Annotated in this window: 15 protein-coding genes; 5 read left to right on the top strand and 10 right to left on the bottom strand. The window is 70.2% G+C overall.

Annotation, left to right across the window (positions count from 1 at the left end):
* The first annotated feature begins 8 nt into the window (after positions 1-8).
* Positions 9-425: an EamA family transporter gene (locus DAT35_RS11105; RefSeq protein WP_108066916.1), complete on the top strand. Its 417-nt coding sequence runs from the start codon at positions 9-11 to the stop codon at positions 423-425.
* Positions 426-474: 49 nt separating this feature from the next.
* Here the strand turns inward: DAT35_RS11105 and DAT35_RS11100 are convergent, their stop codons facing one another.
* From DAT35_RS11100 to DAT35_RS11085, 4 genes are all read right to left on the bottom strand, one after another.
* Entirely contained in the window at positions 475-1092 is a 618-nt protein-coding gene (locus tag DAT35_RS11100) for a response regulator (protein ID WP_233261410.1), read from the bottom strand.
* 105 nt (positions 1093-1197) lie between these two features.
* Positions 1198-2430: a hypothetical protein gene (locus DAT35_RS11095; RefSeq protein ID WP_108066915.1), complete on the bottom strand. Its 1233-nt coding sequence runs from the start codon at positions 2428-2430 to the stop codon at positions 1198-1200.
* Positions 2427-4967 (bottom strand): TonB-dependent receptor domain-containing protein, encoded by a 2541-nt coding sequence (locus tag DAT35_RS11090; protein ID WP_108066914.1) that lies wholly within the window; start codon positions 4965-4967, stop codon positions 2427-2429. Before DAT35_RS11090 ends, DAT35_RS11095 begins: the two co-directional genes overlap by 4 nt.
* 7 nt (positions 4968-4974) lie before the next feature.
* Complete coding sequence (locus DAT35_RS11085) at positions 4975-6615, bottom strand: serine/threonine-protein kinase (protein ID WP_108066913.1); 1641 nt, start codon at positions 6613-6615, stop codon at positions 4975-4977.
* A 258-nt stretch (positions 6616-6873) separates the two neighbouring features.
* Between DAT35_RS11085 and DAT35_RS11080 the strand changes: the two genes are divergently transcribed.
* Complete coding sequence (locus DAT35_RS11080; protein ID WP_108066912.1) at positions 6874-8181, top strand: ammonium transporter; 1308 nt, start codon at positions 6874-6876, stop codon at positions 8179-8181.
* Positions 8182-8184: 3 nt separating this feature from the next.
* Here DAT35_RS11080 and DAT35_RS11075 read toward each other — a convergent pair whose 3' ends face one another.
* Positions 8185-9243 carry a hypothetical protein gene (locus tag DAT35_RS11075; RefSeq protein WP_146209665.1) on the bottom strand — a complete coding sequence of 353 codons (1059 nt, stop codon included), beginning with the start codon at positions 9241-9243 and terminating at the stop codon, positions 8185-8187.
* Positions 9244-9366: 123 nt separating this feature from the next.
* On the opposite strand from DAT35_RS11075, the gene DAT35_RS11070 reads away from it, so the two are divergent.
* Positions 9367-10263, top strand: a complete 897-nt coding sequence (locus DAT35_RS11070) for a cobalamin-binding protein (protein WP_108066910.1) — start codon at positions 9367-9369, stop codon at positions 10261-10263.
* On the opposite strand, the gene DAT35_RS11065 is transcribed toward DAT35_RS11070, so the two are convergent.
* Complete coding sequence (locus DAT35_RS11065; protein ID WP_233261409.1) at positions 10231-10593, bottom strand: response regulator; 363 nt, start codon at positions 10591-10593, stop codon at positions 10231-10233. The genes DAT35_RS11070 and DAT35_RS11065 overlap by 33 nt on opposite strands.
* Before the next feature lie 136 nt (positions 10594-10729).
* On the opposite strand from DAT35_RS11065, the gene DAT35_RS11060 reads away from it, so the two are divergent.
* Both DAT35_RS11060 and DAT35_RS11055 read left to right on the top strand, forming a co-directional pair.
* Complete coding sequence (locus tag DAT35_RS11060) at positions 10730-12463, top strand: BamA/TamA family outer membrane protein (protein ID WP_108066909.1); 1734 nt, start codon at positions 10730-10732, stop codon at positions 12461-12463.
* Positions 12450-13838 (top strand): glycosyltransferase family 39 protein, encoded by a 1389-nt coding sequence (locus DAT35_RS11055; RefSeq protein ID WP_108066908.1) that lies wholly within the window; start codon positions 12450-12452, stop codon positions 13836-13838. The genes DAT35_RS11060 and DAT35_RS11055 overlap by 14 nt, the downstream gene beginning before the upstream one ends.
* Here DAT35_RS11055 and DAT35_RS11050 read toward each other — a convergent pair.
* The 4 genes from DAT35_RS11050 to DAT35_RS11035 are packed head-to-tail and all read right to left on the bottom strand — an operon-like array spanning position 13825 to position 17209.
* The gene (locus DAT35_RS11050; RefSeq protein ID WP_108066907.1) at positions 13825-14232 is read right to left on the bottom strand and encodes a hypothetical protein; all 408 of its coding nucleotides are present in this window, start codon (positions 14230-14232) and stop codon (positions 13825-13827) included. The genes DAT35_RS11055 and DAT35_RS11050 overlap by 14 nt on opposite strands.
* A complete protein-coding gene (locus tag DAT35_RS11045; protein ID WP_108066906.1) occupies positions 14229-14786 on the bottom strand; it encodes a hypothetical protein in 558 nt (185 codons plus the stop codon). Before DAT35_RS11045 ends, DAT35_RS11050 begins: the two co-directional genes overlap by 4 nt.
* Complete coding sequence (locus tag DAT35_RS11040; RefSeq protein WP_108066905.1) at positions 14783-15361, bottom strand: DUF4166 domain-containing protein; 579 nt, start codon at positions 15359-15361, stop codon at positions 14783-14785. The genes DAT35_RS11045 and DAT35_RS11040 overlap by 4 nt, the downstream gene beginning before the upstream one ends.
* 24 nt (positions 15362-15385) lie before the next feature.
* Positions 15386-17209 (bottom strand): methyl-accepting chemotaxis protein, encoded by a 1824-nt coding sequence (locus DAT35_RS11035; protein WP_108066904.1) that lies wholly within the window; start codon positions 17207-17209, stop codon positions 15386-15388.
* Between the last annotated feature and the right edge of the window lie 142 nt (positions 17210-17351).

The raw sequence follows: 17351 nt of genomic DNA, 5'->3' as shown, positions 1-17351 counted from the left end.
AGGCTGTCATGTCGTGGTTGACCTATGCCCTGCTGTCCGCCGGATTCGCGGCGGCCACGGCGATTCTGGCCAAGGTGGGCGTGGAGGGTGTGCCCTCGACCCTCGCCACCGCCATCCGCACGGTGGTGATTCTGGTGTTCGCCTGGGGCCTCGTCTTCCTCCAGGGCGAGCAACACGCGCTGCCCTCGCTGAGCCGCAAGTCGCTCCTCTTCCTGGTGCTCTCCGGCGTGGCCACGGGCCTGTCGTGGCTCGCCTACTTCCGCGCGCTCCAGCTCGGGCCGGCCTCGCGGGTGGCGCCCATCGACAAGCTCAGCCTCGCGATAACGCTGGTGCTGGCCGTGCTCGTGCTGAAGGAGCCCTTCTCCTGGAAGCTGGGGCTCGGGGTTTCCCTGATGGTGGTGGGCGCCCTGCTGACCCTGAAGTGACGCGCACGCCTCTCCGCGCAGGGGAGGCGGCGACGGGCCGCTCCCGTTCCTACTTCGCCGGCGGGAGGATGGTGTCCACCAGCGTCATCAACTGGGCGCAGCTCACCGGCTTGCGCACGAAGGCGTTGATGCCCGCCTTCTGTCCCTTGTTGCGCACCTCGGCCGCGTTCGCGTCGCCCGTCATCATCAGGATGGGCAGCTTGGACACCTTCGGGTCCTGGTGCCCACGCACCGTCGCCGCGAAGTCCGCGCCGTTCATTCCATCCATGTGGAAGTCGGTGAGGATGAGGTCCACCGGCTGCGCGTCCAGCACCTTCAGCGCCGCTTCCGCCGACTCCGCTTCGATGTACTCGAAGGAGCGCGCCATCAGGTAGATCTTCAGCAGCGTGCGGATGGAGCGGCTGTCATCCACCAGCAGCACGCGCTGCGGCTGCACCGTGGCCTCCGGGCGAGCGAAGGGGCGTGCCTCGGGAGTCGCCGCGGCCACGAAGGCCTTGGCCGTATCCGAGTTGAGCATCCCGAAGGGACGCGCGGGCTCGGGAATCACCGGGGCTCGCACCGGACTCACGCTGGAGACAGCAGACGGCCGCGCCGACTCGGTGGGAGCCGTCGAGGAACGTGGCGAGGACGTCGCCGCTGCTTCTGGCACGAGGGGGGCCGGCTTCATTGGAGTGTCTCCCAATGGCTTCGTATGTTCGCCGACGGACACGTCGAAGTCAAAGCAGCGCGGAGTGGAGTGTTGGCGATTTTCAATCCGTGGGATGAACCTTTTTCACGGGACCTCGAGCACGAAGGACTGACTCTCCACCGAGGGCAGGCCGTGCTCGGACGCAAGGGTTGGAGCCAGCTCGTTGGGCACGCGCCACGTCTGGCCGGTGAAGTGGACGAGCGTCACGGCGTAGCGGCCGGATGGCACCGAGCGCAGCGCCACGGGGTTGCGTGGATCACGCGCGTCGAGTGCCTGGGGAAGCACCTGCACTCCGAGTGAAGATACAACTGCGGTGCCATTGTTGCTGCGGAGGGCATCCATCAGCGCGGGCTCCTGCACGATCTTCGCGACGAGCACCACCTGGTCTGGCAGGCCGTCGCTCTTTCCGTCGGCGCGGATGTAGTCGGTGCCCTCGGTGTCGAGGACGCCATCACGGTTCAGATCGTTCTCGTCGGTGAGGAGCCGCTGCGTCGGGGTGAGCGCCTGCCCCTCCGCCAGCTTGCGCACCAGCACGCGGGGCCAGAGGTCCGGTTCGCCATCGCGGTCGGCATCGACGGGCGTGCCGTCGCTGTTGTTGTCCACGTAGCGCACGACCAGGCCGGGAGGCCGCACGTCCACCGCGCCCTCGTGTACTTGCAGGGGCTTCAGCTCCAACCGTTTGGCGCCGGCCGCCGGGTTGAAGCGCGCGTCCCCCACCACCTGGAAGGCGGGGCGATCCATGGGCACGGTCGTCGAGTCGCTGAAGCTCACGGTGACACCGGTGGCCGCCTGGAGGGCGCCGTCCGGACCCTCGGCCACCTCCACCACGCGCGGGACGCGGGTGACGGGGTCCACCGCGGCACCACCCACGTCTCCGGCACCGGGCTCGCCGGTGATGCCGTACCAGGGAAGGAAGTCCGGAGTGTGGCAGGGCTGTGCACTGGTGAGGCACGTGTCCGCGTCGATGAAGCCGCGCAGCAGGTAGCGCCCCGGGTTCACCAGACTGAAGGTGAAGGACGCGGTGAAGGGCCCGTAGGAGCTCGGGTCCGCCGGGCCGAAGAGCTGCGCGGCGGGGATGACGGTGAAGCTCAGCGGGCGGCCCGCGCCCTGGGGCGGAGGCGGGCGGTCGGCGTCGTAGAGCAGCACGATGGCGTTGCCGCGGGCGCGGCTCTGCACCACCACCTGGCCCTCGATGCGCGACAGTTGCTGGTTCTGGCGGCGGTCCGCGGTGGGCACCACGGGAGGGGGCTCGCAGCCGGTGGCGAGCACGGACGCGAGGGCCAGGCCCACCAGGGTCTTCTGGCAGGAGGAGCTCATGGGGTCACCGTCAGGATGGCGAGCACGCGGCGCTCGATGCGGTTGCCGAAGGGGTGCTGGGAGTGCGCGGGGCCCAGGTTCGAGCCCACCAGCGCCACCGACACCTTGTCCTTCACCGGCGTGTAGCCCACGCGGGCGTTGATGATGGTGTAGGCGGGCAGCGGGTTGGCCAGGGGCTCGATGCGGGTGGGGTCATCCGCCGCGGGCTCGCGCTCCACCCAGGTGGTGGCCGACGTCCAGGCCGCGTCCACGCCCAGCTCCAGAGCCTGGCGCGTGCGGTAGGTGATGCCACCGTACAGCTTGAACTGGGGCGCCTGGCTGCACGGGCCGCACAGGCCATCCTCGCCCTCGGCCGAGACGTGCTGGAAGGCGGCGCTGGCCTTGATGCCGAGTCCGTCCACCGGGGCCAGCGTCACACCGGCCTCGGCACCGCGAGCGGTATAGGCGGCCGCCTCGTTCTGGAAGATGGAGCGACCCAGCAGGAACGTCCCCGAGGTCGCGTCCCAGGAGTCTCCCGCCGGCAGCGGCTGCACGGCGGACAGGTGGATGAGGTCCTTCACCGTGTTCTGGTAGAGCGCCACGTCCCAGTCCATGCCGAGCGTGGGGGCCTCGCCGCGGTAGCCCAGCTCGAGCGCCACCATCCGCTCGGGCTTGAGCGCCGGGTTGCCGGCGGAGAGCGCGGTGGCGCCGTTGACGCCCGGGATGGGGATGCGCACGCCCATGTAGCTCTCCAGGAACGTGGGCTCGCGGAAGGCCGAGGCGGCGCTGGCGCGGAAGGCGTGCCCCTCGAAGGGCATGAAGAGGGCGGACACGCGCGGCGAGTGGGCCAGGCCCGGCTTGCCTCCGTCCAGCAGCGGGTGCCGGTCCACGCGGTAGGAGGCCACGATGCGGAAGGGCTTGGACAGCCGCCACTCGTCCTGCACGAAGGCCGCGGCGTGGAACTCTTGGCGCAGCGGGCCCAGGTAGTCCCAGGCCACGCGCTTGAGGCGGCCCTCCGCGCCCACGTTCACCTGGTGCTCGCCCAGCAGCTGGAAGCTCTTGCTGAGCAGCACCTCGCCGTTGAAGAGGTTGGAGGTGACGTGCGTGGCCAGCGAGCGCTGGCCCAGGGCCTCGAACTGGGGCCCCGCGTCCGCCGACAGGTGGTTCCAGAAGGCCTTGATCTTCAGCGGTCCCAGCCCCGCGTCCGCCTTGGCGAAGGCGCTCACCCCGTCCAGGTAGTAATTGCGCAGCACGCCCAGCGGATAGGCTTCCGTGTAGTAGCGGTTGACGCCGCCGGACAGGCCCAGCTCGGCGCCCGAGTCCAACTGGTAGACGGTGGCCAGGTTGCCGCGCGCGCTGCGCACGCCCAGCTCGGGCTGGGGATCGCGCACGACCATGTCGGGCCGGTCATCCGCGAAGTCACGGCTCCACTTGTCCACCTGCGAGTACGCCGCCGAGGCCCGGTAGCGCAGCGCGCCCGAGCCGCCATGGCTCACGAAGCTGCCGCCCGCGGCGTTGCCGTTGCCTAGCTGGCCCTGGAAGCGCGCCCGGGGGCCCGTGCCCGGAGGACGGGTGATGATGTTGACCACGCCCAGCATGGCGTTGGCGCCGTAGAGCGCGCTGCCCGGACCGCGGATGACCTCGATGCGCTCGATGTCGTCCAGCTCCACCGGGATGGACGACCAGAGCGTCATGCCCAGGAAGTCCTGGTACTCGGTGCGGCCGTCCACCAGCACCAGCACCTTGTTGGCGATGCGCTGGTTGAAGCCGCGCAGCGACACGTTGGCGCTGCCCGGCCCCATCATCATCACCTCGGCGCCCGGCACGCGGCGCAGCAGCTCCGGCAGGCTGGTGGCGCCGGAGAGGCGGATGTCCTCGGCGGTGATGACGCTGGTGGCGTTGGGCGCCTCGAGCGAGGACTGTGCCCGGCGGCTCGCCGTCACCACGCGCTCTTCGTAGGGCACCGCGCCCTCGTCCTCGTCGGTGGCGGCCACGGTCTCGGTGCCGTCCACCCCGGCGGCGGAGGGCGAGGCCTGCGTGGCGGCGGCGGGCGGCGCGGCGGGCAGGGACTCGGCGCGGGCGATGGCCTTCTCCAGCCGCTCCACCAGCACCGCCATCGTCTTCGCCGTCTCGGCTCCGGGCGGGGCCGGCATGGGCGGCAGCCCAGGCTTCTTCGCCGGATCGGAGGGCCTGCCCGCGTCGGCCAGCTTCGCCGCCTCGGCGGTCCGCAGCGACTCCTCCAACTTCACCAGCGTGGCCTGCGCCGAGGCCACATCCGGCGGGTTGGCGGCGACGTAGCGCCGCAGGTAATCCGCCGCCTCGGACAACCGGCCCGCGTCCTGGTAGGCGCGGGCGATGTTGTAGAGGACGTTGGGGTGGGGCTTGATGGAATAGGCTTCCAGCAGCTCGGCGACGCCCTGGTCATACTGCCCCTGGGCAATGAGGCTCATGCCGGTACGGAAGTGACGGCGGGCTTCCAGGCGCGCGTCACCGAAGGCACTCCCCGCGTACAGCACCAGCGCGAGGGCGCCCGCTCGCTTCAAGGCGGTCGGGTTCATCACAATCTCAGTAGGGGTCGTCCTTGTACCCGGAGGAGTCCTTGTCCGTCGCGGATCGGGAACCGGACTTCTTCTTCAGCTTCTGGTTGAAGCGCACCACCGGCCCCTCGCCCTCGGCGATGGCGGTGACGCGCTGGTAGCCATCCAGCGCGAAGGTGAGTCGGGCGCTCGCGTGGCCATCCGCGCCCGGGGGCACCGGCAGCTCCACCGGCGTCTCTCCCAACACCCGCCCTTCGTACAGCACCTTCGCGCCACCGGGCACGCTGTCGATGAGGAAGCGGATGGGGGTGGGGTCGGCCGCGGCGGCCGCCACGGGAGCGGGCTCGGCGGCGGGCTGTGTCGCCGGGGCGGTGGGAACGGGCTCCTCGGCGCGGGGCTGCTCGGCGGCGGGAGCCGTCTTCGGCGATGGAGCCACCCGCGCGACGTGCTCGGGTGCCGGCGGGGGAGGGGCCTGGGGGGCGGGGGCGCGCAGGGCCAGCACCGCGGCCACGCCCAGTCCGAGCAGCAGCGAGCCACCGAAGAGGGCCAGGGGCAGCGTGCGCCGGACGGCTGGCTTCTCGGGCTCCTCCACGGCGATGTCGAGCGCCACGGTGCTCGCGCTGGTGGCGCCGGGGGCGGGGAGGGGACCGGTCTGCGGTCCCGAGATGGGGCCGCTGCCATGATGGCCGGGAACGGGGGTGATGCCGCTGGTGACGGCGTTGTGCGAGCCGGAGAAGGCGCCGCTGAAGCCCGCGGACGAGGCGGTGCGGCGGATGGCCTCCAGCACCTCGTCCATGGACTGGAAGCGCTCCTCGGGGCGCTTGTTGAGACAGCGCATCACCAGCGCTTCCACCTCCTGCGGCACGGTGTGCCCGGGCCAGATGGCGCCGAAGATGGGTGGGGCCTCGTTGAGGTGCTTGAAGATGACGTCGATGCTCTGCGCGGCCTGGAAGGGCGGGCGCCCCATCAGCATCTGGAACATCACCACGCCCAGCGAGTACACGTCGCTGCGCGGGTCCGACACGTTGCGCGCCTGCTCGGGCGCCATGTACTGCGGCGAGCCGAGGATGACGCCAGCCTGGGTGAGCTCGGCCTCGTTGGGCAGGCCCCGGTCCGGTAGGAAGGACTTCACCAGACCGAAGTCCAGCACCTTCACCACGTCCAGGTCGTCCTCCTGGTTGAGGACCATGATGTTGGCGGGCTTGAGATCACGGTGGATGAGGCCGACCTTGTGGGCCTCGCGCACCGAGCGCGCCACCTGCTGGGCGATGTTCAGCACGCGCATCCACGCCAGGGGCCCCTGCTGCGTGAGGAGCTGCGCCAGCGTCTGCCCCTCCAGGTACTCCATGGCGATGTAGAGGACGCCGTCGTCCGTCTTGCCGTAGTCGATGATGGTGACGGTGTTGGGGTGGCGCAGCTTCGAGGTGACGGCCGCCTCCAGGAAGAAGCGCTTCTGGAAGCCCGGGTCCTTGCCCTCGCTGTACTGGGGGTTGAGCACCTTGAGGGCCACGGGCCGGTCCAGCGGCGCCTGCACGGCCTTGTACACCCGGCCCATGCCTCCCGCGCCGAGCGCCTCGACGATCCGGAACTTGTCGTTGAGGACCCGGCCGATGAGGGGATCTCCGACGTCGGCCGGTGCGCTCTGCGCCTGGGCGCCGCTTTGTACCATGAGCTCCCCCGCCGCCCGCCGGTGGGCGGTGCGAAATGTGACCTGTCTCGTATGCTAACACCAGACCATCCGACTCCGAAAAGTCGGAGGCCTCTGGATTCGTGTGCCGTGGGGGGCCGACAATACGGCTCTGGAGCGGATCCGTCACGTACCAGACAGGTTCACCTGCGGGGTCCTTCACTGACGCGCTGCGTTCGATTCGACAGTGCCCTCGGGGGTATTGGACTTACGCATTGCGTCAAGGCACGCTGTCTGTCCATGGTGATTTCTCCGTGGGTGCGAGGGAGCCGGCGCCTGGCGCCGGTGCTGTGTCTGTTGTTGGCCGGGCTGGCGCACGCGCAGGCGGCCGAGCCGGTAGCGGACTCGGGAGACACGGCGTGGATGCTGGTGGCCTCGGCGCTGGTGCTGCTGATGACGCCGGGCCTGGCGCTCTTCTACGGCGGCATGGTGCGGCGCAAGAACGTGCTGGCCACGTTCATGTACTCGTTCTTCGCGCTGGCACTGGTGACGGTGCAGTGGGTGCTGTTCGGCTACTCGCTGGCCTTCGGCAAGTCGCACGGAGGGCTCATCGGCGGTGGGGACTACCTGCTCCTGGAGAAGGTGGCGTTGGAGGCCAAGGGGAGCATCCCGCATCTGGTCTTCATGGCCTTCCAGCTCAAGTTCGCCATCATCACCCCGGCGCTCATCTCGGGGGCGTTCGTGGAGCGGATGAAGTTCAGCGCGTACGTGCTCTTCATCCTGCTGTGGAGCACGCTGGTGTACGACCCGGTGGCGCACTGGACGTGGGCCGAGGGCGGGTGGCTCTTGAAGCTGGGCGTGCTCGACTTCGCGGGAGGCACGGTAGTGCACTGGACGGCGGGGTTGAGCGCGCTCTTGTGCGCGCTCTACGTGGGCAAGCGCGTGGGGTACGGGCGCGAGCGCTTCATCCCGCATGATCTGCCCATGACGGTGATGGGGGCGGGGCTCTTGTGGTTCGGCTGGTTCGGCTTCAACGCGGGCAGCGCGCTGTCGGCGGGGAAGGTGGCGGCGCTGGCCTTCGTCACCACGCACGTGGCGGCGGGAGCGGCGGCGCTGTCGTGGACGGCGGCCGAGTGGTTCCTCCGCAGGCGGCCCACGCTGCTGGGCTTCGTGTCCGGGTTGGTGGCGGGGCTGGTGGCCATCACCCCGGCGGCGGGTTACGTGTCGCCCGCGGCGTCGCTGGCCATCGGGCTCATCGCCGGCGTGGTGTGCTACGGCGCGGTGCTCCTCAAGGAGAAGCTGCACTACGACGACGCGCTGGACGCCTGGGGCGTGCACGGGGTGGGCGGCCTGTTGGGGGCGCTGCTGGTGGGGGTGTTCTCCCAGGCCTCGCTCAACCCCTCGGGCGCGGACGGGCTGCTGCACGGCAACCCGGTGCTGCTCGGCAAGCAGGCGCTGGCTGTGCTGGCCGTGGGCGCCTACACCGCGGTGGTGACGCTCGGCATCCTCAAGCTGGTGGACAAGGTGTTGGGCCTGCGCGTCTCCGAGGAGGAGGAGCGCATGGGGCTCGACTCCACCCAGCACGGCGAGGCGGCGTACACCTCGTGAGGCCTAGCGGCGCTTGCGCGCGAGCGCCTTCTCCCGGGCGGCCTGCTTGGCGGCCTTGAGCTTCTCCAGCTTCGCCCGGGCCAGCTCCTTCTTCGCCTGGAGCTTCTCCTGCTTCACCTTGGCCTTCTCCAGCTTCACCACCGAGCGCTGGAGGAGGCCCGCCTTCTTCTTGCAACTGGTGATGACCGCCTTGAGAGCCATCGGGCGGCCCTTCACTGGCAGGGGGCTCTTCGCGAGCTCGGGCCTCTCGGCGAGGAGCTTCTGCGCCTCGTCTCCGCAGCGGCGGTAGCGATCGCGCATGTCCGCGTAGAGCGACAGCCGCGCCTCCAGGTCCTTCTCCTTCCTCGCCTTCTTCTCCAGCGCGGGCACTTCCTGGCTGTCGCCGAGCGGCCCGGAGATGAACTCGATGACTCTCTGCGCGCGCTGGAGCCGTGCTTCCGCCTGCTCCAGGCGCCGCTCGGTGCTCCGCGCCGAGGCCGCGTAGTCCGCGCTCTTCGCCTCCAGCTCCTTGCCCGTCGTCAGGTGCCCCCGGGTGCGTTTGAGCGCCGCCCGGGCCGCCTCCAGCTGCTCGGTCCCGGCGCCCTTGCCCTCCAGCGCGTCCACCGCCTCGCTGACCTCGAACATCGCCTGCACGACCGCGTCCCGCTGCTTCTCCACGGCGGCCTCGAGCTGCTTGCGGTCGCGATCCGCGATGGCCTCGCGCTCCTTGCGCTCGCGATCCGTCACGGCGTCCTTCTGCTGCTTGACTCGCTCCTCCCGGGCGCGGGGAACGCGCGCCTGGAGGTCCGCGAGCTGCGAGTGGAGCATCTCCGCCTCGGGAGAGAGCTCGACGTCGGGATGGGAGAGCAGCTCCGCCGCTTTCGCCAGCAGAGGCTCGGCGCGGTCGGCGTCCAGGGCGCGCAGGTACTGTTCGGCCTCGTTGAGCAGCAGGGTGGCCTCGTCGGTCCGCCGCTCTCCGTAGTCCTGACGCTGCTGCTTGGTGCGAGGGCCGCAGGCACTCACGGCCACCGCCAGGAGCAGAAGAAGTACCCAGGTTCGGGATGTCGTTCGTGCGGGAGTCATGTCGGTCGCATCCGGGCCCTGCTCGGGGTAGAGGAAAGCATGGTCCGGAAGGCCCGTGGGAAGGAAGTCCACGAGCGGACACTTCGCGCCGATCCAGGAGCGTTGAAGCCTTACACTGAGCGTATGACTGACCGACTCGAGGCCCTGCTGTCCTCCGCGCCGCGCTACCCCCAGCGCATCGTCTGCATGACGGAGGAGACGACGGAGACGCTGTACCGCATCGGGGCGGGAGACCTCGTGGTGGGCGTCTCGGGCTTCACCGTGCGGCCGCGCGAGGCCCGCAAGAAGCCGCGCGTCAGCTCCTTCCTGGACGCGAACTTCGAGCGCATCCTCGAGCTGAAGCCGGACCTGGTGCTGGGCTTCTCGGACCTGCAGGCGGACCTGGGCCGGGAGCTGTGCAAGCGCGGGGTGCCGGTGGTCCTCTTCAACCAGCGGTCCATCGCGGAGATCCTCCAGACGGTGCGCGTGGTGGGGGCGCTGGTGGGGCGGGCCGAGGCGGCGGAGAAGCTGGCGGACGAGCTGGAGGCGAACCTCGCGCGGCACGCCGAGGCGGCGGAGCGCCTGCCGCGCCGTCCCCGCATCTTCTTCGAGGAGTGGCACGAGCCGCTCATCTCCGGCATCCGCTGGTGCTCGGAGCTGGTGGAGCTGGTGGGGGGCGAGGACGTGTGCCGCGAGTCGCGCCAGCAGCAGGGGGCCAAGGGCCGCATCTTCGACCCGGCCGAGGTGGCCCGGAGGAACCCCGAGGGCGTCATCGCCAGCTGGTGTGGCCGCAAGGCGAAGCGCGAGAAGATCGTCGCCCGGCTGGGCTGGGAGCGGGTGGCCGCGGTGGTGGACGACCAGCTCTACGAGGTGAAGAGCTCGCTCATCCTCCAACCGGGGCCGGCGGCCCTGACGGATGGAGTGGACCAGCTGGCGCACATCGTGGGGGCGATTGCCCGTGGCGAGAAGTTGCCCGCTCCCCGTCCAGGAGACCTGCGCGCCGCGCCGCTACCCGGTGTTCGCGCGCACGGGGAGGATTGACTCGCACACCACGCGCAGGAAGTCGTCGATGTCGAGCGGCTTCTGCATCAGGCGTACGCCCGCTGGCGGCTGCACGCGCGGGTGCGCGGTGATCATCATCGCCCCCATGCCGCGCAGCCGCTGCTCCCGCTCGGCCTGCTCCAACAACCACCCGCCCGTCTCACCGGGCAGCATGTAGTCGGTGATGACGAGGTGGAAGGACTGCGCCCTCAAGAGGGCCAGCCCCTCCTCCGCCGAGCTGGTGCTGGAGACCGAGTAGCCCTCGCTCTCCAGCAGGTCGGTGAGACCTTCTCGGATGTCCTCGTTGTCCTCTACCAGGAGAATCTTCACGTTGTGTCCGGACGCTACGGAGTCCATCGCTCGAAAGGAGAAGTCTCCCGCTTCGGGCCACGTCCGGAAATGCCCTCCAGCCCGGGAGGCACCGGAGCTGTTCACTACCGTATTCCCGGCATGACAGGATGGGGGGGTGTCGTTCGCCTGGTCCGCCCTGCTCGCCGCGTCCCTGCTCGCCGCGGAACCCTCCACGCCCGCCGAGGGCTATGAGGACGCGCTCGTGCAGTGGGGACTGGGGCAGGCGGGGCAGACGCTCGAGCCGGACCCCGAGGGCAAGCGCCTGGAGTCGGTGCTCGTGGCCTCCGAGGACGTCGTCGCGCCGAGCGACCCGTACCCCATGTTCCTCGACATCTTCCACGCGCGCACCCGGGACGAGGTCATCCGGCGCGAGGTGCTGCTGGAGCCCGGGCAGCTCTACTCGGCGAAGCTGGCGCTGGAGACGGCGCGCAACCTGCGCAAGCTGGGCATCTTCGCGGTGGTGCGCGTGGTGCCGGTGCGGGGCTCCTCGCCGGACGCGGTGTCGCTGCTGGTCGTCACGAAGGACCTGTGGTCGCTGCGGCTCAACCAGGACTTCCAGCTGGTGGGCTCGCTGGTGCAGTCCCTGCGCCTGCAGGGCACCGAGCAGAACTTCCTCGGGTTGAACAAGAAGGTGGCGCTGGACTTCCTGCTGCGCCGCGACTCGGTGAGCCTCGGACAGACGTATATCGACAAGCGCCTGGGCGGCAGCCGCTGGTCGCTCGAGGAGACGGCCTCGCTCGTCTTCGGGCGCGAGCACAACCAGCTCGAGGGCACCAAGGGGAGCGTGCTGCTGACGCGGCCCTTCTTCTCGCTGGACACGCCGTGGAGCTTCCAGGCGCAGGCGGTGTGGCGCGTGCAGCCCGTGCGTATCTTCCGCGGCGCCGACGTGTGGGCGCTGCCCTACCCCGAGGGCGGCACGGTGCCCTATATCTACGACGCTCGTGAGCTCAGCGGGAGCACGCTGTACCTGCGCTCGTGGGGCTCGCGCTACAAGCTGGATGCGGGCGCGGGGCTCGGCGCGTACCACCGGCGCTATGGGGCTCCCGCGAGCTCCGGGTTGGACGAGGCCCAGCGCGCGTGGTTTCAGGACACCCACCTGCCGCGCAGCGAGGACGCCACGTATGTGCTCGGCTACGTGCGCCTCTGGGACACCCGCTACGAGGTGATGCGCGACGTGGGTACCTATGCCCTCTCCGAGGACTACCAGGTGGGGCATTACGTCACCGCCACGGCCCGCTATGCGCCCGCGCTGCTGGCCGGTGCCGGGAACTTCGCCGAGGTGGGGCTCACCGCCCGTTACCGCGTGCGCCTGGGCGATGCGCTCAGCTCGGTGGCCGCCGCTGGTTCGGTGCGCCGGCTGCTCGGTGAAGAGGGCGCGTGGACCAACCGCCGCTGGGCCGCGGAGGTGCAGCAGGTGTCTCCGAAGGTGCTCGGCGGGCGCTTCGTGGTGCGGGGCTTGCTGGACGTGGACATCGACGACCTCAACGAGCGCGTGCTGCTGCTCGGAGGAGGCAATGGGCTGCGGGGGACGAAGGCCGAGGCCTACACGGGCAAGCGCATGGCCCTGCTCAACGTGGAGTACCGCACCCCGCCGCTCATCCTCTACACGGTGCACCTGGGCGGCGTGCTCTTCTATGACGCAGGCTCGGCGTTCGATGTCAGTCCCAGCTTCGTGCACACGGTGGGCGTGGGCGTGCGGCTGTTCTTCCCCCAGTTCAACACCTACCCGTTCCGCCTGGACTTCGGTTACGTCCTCAACGGGGATCGGCCTCCCTTCGGCGACCGGTTCTCCTTCAGCGGCGGGCAGGTGACGGAGCTGCGGCCCGGGTTCCTGGATGCTCCGCTCTAGAGTCCTGGCCCGGCCTTCGCGCATCGCCGCGGCGGGTGCGTTCCTCGCGGTGCTGGTGGCGGCGCTCAATCGTGGGAGGCTGCATCCGGACGAGGTCTTCCAGTACCTGGAGCCGGCGCATGGGCTCGCCTTCGGGTACCGCGTGGTCGCCTGGGAGTGGGTGCAGGGGCTGCGCAACTGGGCGGTGCCGGGCGTGCTCGGTGGGCTCCTCGCGCTGTGCCGGGCCGTCGGGCTCGAGCACCCGTGGGCGATGGCGGGCGTGCTGTGGTGCGCGTGCGCCGGCGTGCAGGCCGTGGGGACGCTGCTGCTGTTCCGGCTCGTGGAGGAGCGGGATGGCCGCGATGCGGCGCTGCTAGCCGCGGGTGTTCATGCCACCTGGGGTGGGTTCCTCATCTACGCCGCGCGGCCCGTGGGGGATGTGCTGAGCGCGGTGCCTCTGCTGGGCTCGCTCCTGTGGGTACAGCGCGCTCGCGTCCGAGACGGCTTTCGCGAGGGGCTGTGGAGCGGCGTACTGCTGGGCGTGGCGTTCGTCATCCGCTACCCCTCGGCGGTGTTTGGCGTGCCCCTCGCCGTGAGTCTGATGTGGGCCCGGCGCTGGCGCTCGTTCGTGGGCTTCGCGGTGGGGGTGGGCGTGGTGCTGCTGGGGCTCGGCGTGCTCGACTGGCTCACCTGGGGCATGCCCTGGCACTCCGCCTGGCGCTACTTCCACTTCAACATCGCCAGCGGTTCCTCGGCGGCGGATTTTGGTCGGCAACCCTGGTGGTGGTACGCGCCCATCCTCGCCGGCATGGCGCCCATGCTGCTCGTCTGGCACTTCGCTCGAGGGCTGGCCCGGCGAGACGTGGTGGTGGGCGCCTTCGCGTTCTACCTCGGGGTGGTGAGCGCGTTGGGGCACAAGGAGGCGCGTTTCCTGGTGCCGCTGCTGCCCCTCTTCGTGGCCATCGCGGCCGGCCCGGCCTGGAGCGCGCTCTCTCGGCTCGAGGGCCGGCGCACGGTGCTGGGGGTCCTCGTGGGGCTGTACGTGCTCTCCTCCGTGGCGGCGGCCACCGTGCTCCTCCCGATGGGCCTGCGCTCGGGCCTCATCGACGGCACCGTCTTCGCGGGCAGGGATGCGGCGCTCACCGGGCTCGTCATTGTCGGCCCGCCCGAGTGGAACACCGGAGGCCGCTTCTACCTGCACCGTGAGGTGCCGGTGTTCATGCAGCACGAGCGCACCGAGGCGGAGGTGCGCGATCAACTCTCGGATGCGCGGATCTCCCATGCGCTCGTGGACGGGAAGGCGGTGGGCGAGGACACCTTGCGCGCCGCGGGATTCTGCCTGGAGCGGCGCTGGGGTGGGGTGGCGCTGTGGAAGCGCTGTCTCAAGCGGGAGTGAAGGTGCGGCGGTAGTACGGCCACGCGTCCCACAGGTACAGGGTGAAGGGCACCCACCAGATGAAGTCATTGGTGAGGCAGAGCACCAGTGTCGCCACCGGCCACTCGCCCTGGAGGATGAGGGCCGCGAGCCCGATCGGCCCCAGCACCTTGCCCAGCAGTCCCACCGCGGCGAGCGCGAAGCCGTGCTCGGGCCGCCGCGCCACCTCCGCGTAGAGCAGGCCGTAGACGCCGATGACCATGCCCAGGCAGGAGAAGAGGGCGGGCTGGTTCATGGGCGGCATGCCCGCGAAGCGGAAGAGCCACTGCGGCTCGAGCGCCGCGTAGAGGCCCCAGAGGATGTTGTAGAGGGCCGCGAGGGAGAACACCGCGCGATGCAGGGCTCGCCGTCTCATTGCACCCGGGCCTCCTCCGCGGGCCATGGCCAGCGACCCCCGGGGAGCTGGAGCGCGGCATACAGGTCCCTCACCCCCGAACCGAGCACGCCCGCCGCCATGAGTCCGAGCACGAGACGCAGCGGCTCGGGGAGGGGAACGGGCGCCACGTCCAGGCCCGTGGGCTGGTGCCACCACGCGAGCATCTCGGGGACGAGGTGGGCGAGCACCGCGCCGTAGAGGATGGCCATCACCGCGTGCGTGCACCGCTCTCCGGGGAAGACGCCTCCGAGCGGCCGGCGGACCCGGTCCTCCACCACGAAGTCGGCGAGCGTGATGATGATCTCCGTCGCCACGACGAGCGCGAGCACGGCCGCCCAGGCACCTCGCCACGCCAGCCAGGGCAGGGTGCCGAAGAGGAGCGCGTAGAGGAAGTCGCGAGCGGCGTGCAGGAGCAGCTCGGGGCGGGTGCCCGGGACGCGCGCGGGCAGCCGGGCACGCCACTCGTGGTAGTAGAGCGTGTCGAACGCGCCCAGGGCGCCCTGGACGGCGAGCAGCCACAGCGCCGTGCTCATGGAGCCTCCTCCACGGGCGTGACGACACCTTCGTAGGTCAGCAGTCCGCCCACCAGGGCCGCACCAATGTGGACGCGCACGCGCATTCCCCCGGTGACCTCGACGGCCTCGGCTTCGATGCGCGGAGTGAACAGGCGGGGCAGTGGCACGCTCCAGGGCCCGAGGCGGAGCCACGCGCCCACCTGCTCATAGATGAGACCCTGGTCCTCGGCGTACAGCTGGAAGACGCACTCCACGGGGCCGAGCTGCTCCACGAGCCTCCCGTCCTCCCGGGCCCGTTGAGCCGTGGCGAGCGCATGCGTTCCGAAGGTGCGCTCCCAGCATTGTCCGGCACCCTCGCGCCGGACCACGAGGCGGGTGGGGACGTCCTGGCCATCGGGAGGAAAGCGGCAGAGCCAGCCAATCAACGCGGAGAGGACGCCCGGGCCGCGGCGGATGGTGAAGCGCCCGCTGGCGTGTCCCTCGCGGTGCAGCCGACGCACGAGGGGGGGCAACCCCATCCAGGCCGGGCCCAGCAGTCCCGCGTAGAGCGAGGGCTCCCGCTCCCTCTCGAGTGTCGTGTGATTGGCCGCCACGTCTGTCCCCCCACCCGCGTCCTACTACTCCTTGCGGTTGAGTTGGTAGCGGCGGGCGATCTCCGTCACCTCGCGCGTGACGGCCTGGAGCGTCTCGGTGGCCTGGAGCGTCGTGTCCAGACGCTTCATCGTCTCGTCCATGCCCGCCGAGATATGGGCGATGGCGTTGAAGATGTGCGAGATGCCCGTGTTCTGCTGGTTCACCGCGACGGTGATCTGCCGCACCGCCGCCGCGTTCTCCTGGATGATGAGCGACATCTCGCGCAGGTTGTTGCCCGAGGACTTCACCATCTCCAGACCGCCCTCGACCTGCCGGGCGCCCTGCTCGCTCATGGAGACCACGTCCCGGATGGCGGTGCCGATGTCCAGCAGGCTCTTGCGGATGAGGGCCGTCTCCCGGATGGATTGATCGGCCAGCTTGCGGATCTCACTGGCGACCACGGCGAAGCCCGCGCCCTGATCGCCCGCGCGTGCGGCCTCGATGGAGGCATTGAGCGCCAGCAGGTGCGACTGGTCGGCCAGGTCCTTCACCGTGACGGCGATGTTGGCGATCTGCGTGGCGCTCTCCTGCAACCGCATCACCTTGCCGCGGATGCCGTCCACGAAGTCGCCGATGGTGTTGAGCCCCGTGAGGGTCCGCTCGATGGACTCCTCGCCGTACTGTCCGAGCTTCTCCGCATGGCCGGCCACGCTGAGCACGCTCTCGGCCTTGTGGGACGCCAGGTCGGAGGTGGTGCGGATCTCCTCCGATGTGAGCTGGGCCTCCTGGAGCATGGAGGCCTGCTCGGTGATGCGCTGGCGCTGCTGGTGGCTGGCGGAGCCGAGCGCCGTGCTCGCGGACAGCAGCAGGCTGGCCGAGGCCTGGAGGCGGGTGGGAATCTCCTGGAGGTGCTCCAGGGCCGTGACCATGTCCGCCGCGAGGTCCCCCAGCTCATCGGAGGAGGCCCAGGCCGGAGCCATGGGCGTGCCGTTGGCCAGTCCCGCGATGGCCTCCTGGAGCGCCGCGGTTGCCCGGACGTGCCGGCGCGCCATCATCCAGGCGGAGAGCGAGGGCACCACCAGGACGAACGCCCCCAGGAGCAGCAGGGGAGGACCCAGGCACGAGAGCAGGGTGTTGCTGTAGGCCCGCAGCCTGTCCGCGATCAACTGGGCCTGGTCCTGGGGAAGGCTGGGGTCCGCGAGGAGGGCGCGCGTCTGGGCGTCGCGCAGCTCGAGCGTCTGGAGGACGAAAACGAGCCCGCAGATGAGCAGGATGCTCGTCAGGGTGACGGCACACGCCGCGGGCAGGTACCAGCGCTGCCGTGGCCAGAAGAGGCCCTTGCCACTGGCGCGCACTCGCAGGCGGTTGCGCTCCTCGAGCACGAAGGGCATCAACAACTTTTCGAGCTGGATGCCCACGGGCAGGGACAGCACCTGGCCGATCATGGCGGCGACGAGCAGCCCGAGCCCCATCATCAGGAGGCTCTTGTTGAACCGGATGACGAGGGGGAGGGAGAAGAGGGCGCCTCCCACCAGATAGGCCACCAGGGTGCTCACGAGCGAGAGCTTCCAGGGCAGCATCTGCAGGCGGGCGAGGCGCTCCTGCGGTGGCTCCTCGGGGCGCGCGCGGAAGCCTTCGCGGAGCAGCAGGGCGTTGCCCACCAGGGGCAGGCCCACGCCCGCGAGCAGGAAGACGGGCGGGAGCAGGTAGAGCAGGCTCCAGAGGATGTCCCAGACCGACAACCCGAGCGACAACCCGACGAGGGAGACGGCGAAGGGCGCGGTGGGGGCGAGCCACGCCATCACGACGAGCAGGACTCGGCGGAGGAGCTGTGGAGGAATGACCGTCTGCGGGGGCGAGCCGTTCATGAGGCGTGGCCATTCTCCCAGAGGGAGAGGGTCGGGTGGGGGAACGCGGGAAGAAGCCGCGGTGTCTGCCTGGATGCTTCCCGATCGGCCGGAATGCTAACGCGGTGTGCCCGGCGCGTCTTCAAATAGAGGAAAACCCTGG

Origin of the sequence: Vitiosangium sp. GDMCC 1.1324, assembly GCF_003044305.1 — a bacterium.
Classification (GTDB): Bacteria; Myxococcota; Myxococcia; order Myxococcales; family Myxococcaceae; genus Archangium.
Note: the sequence above shows the minus strand (reverse complement) of the source record. Positions and strands in the feature narration are given on the sequence as shown.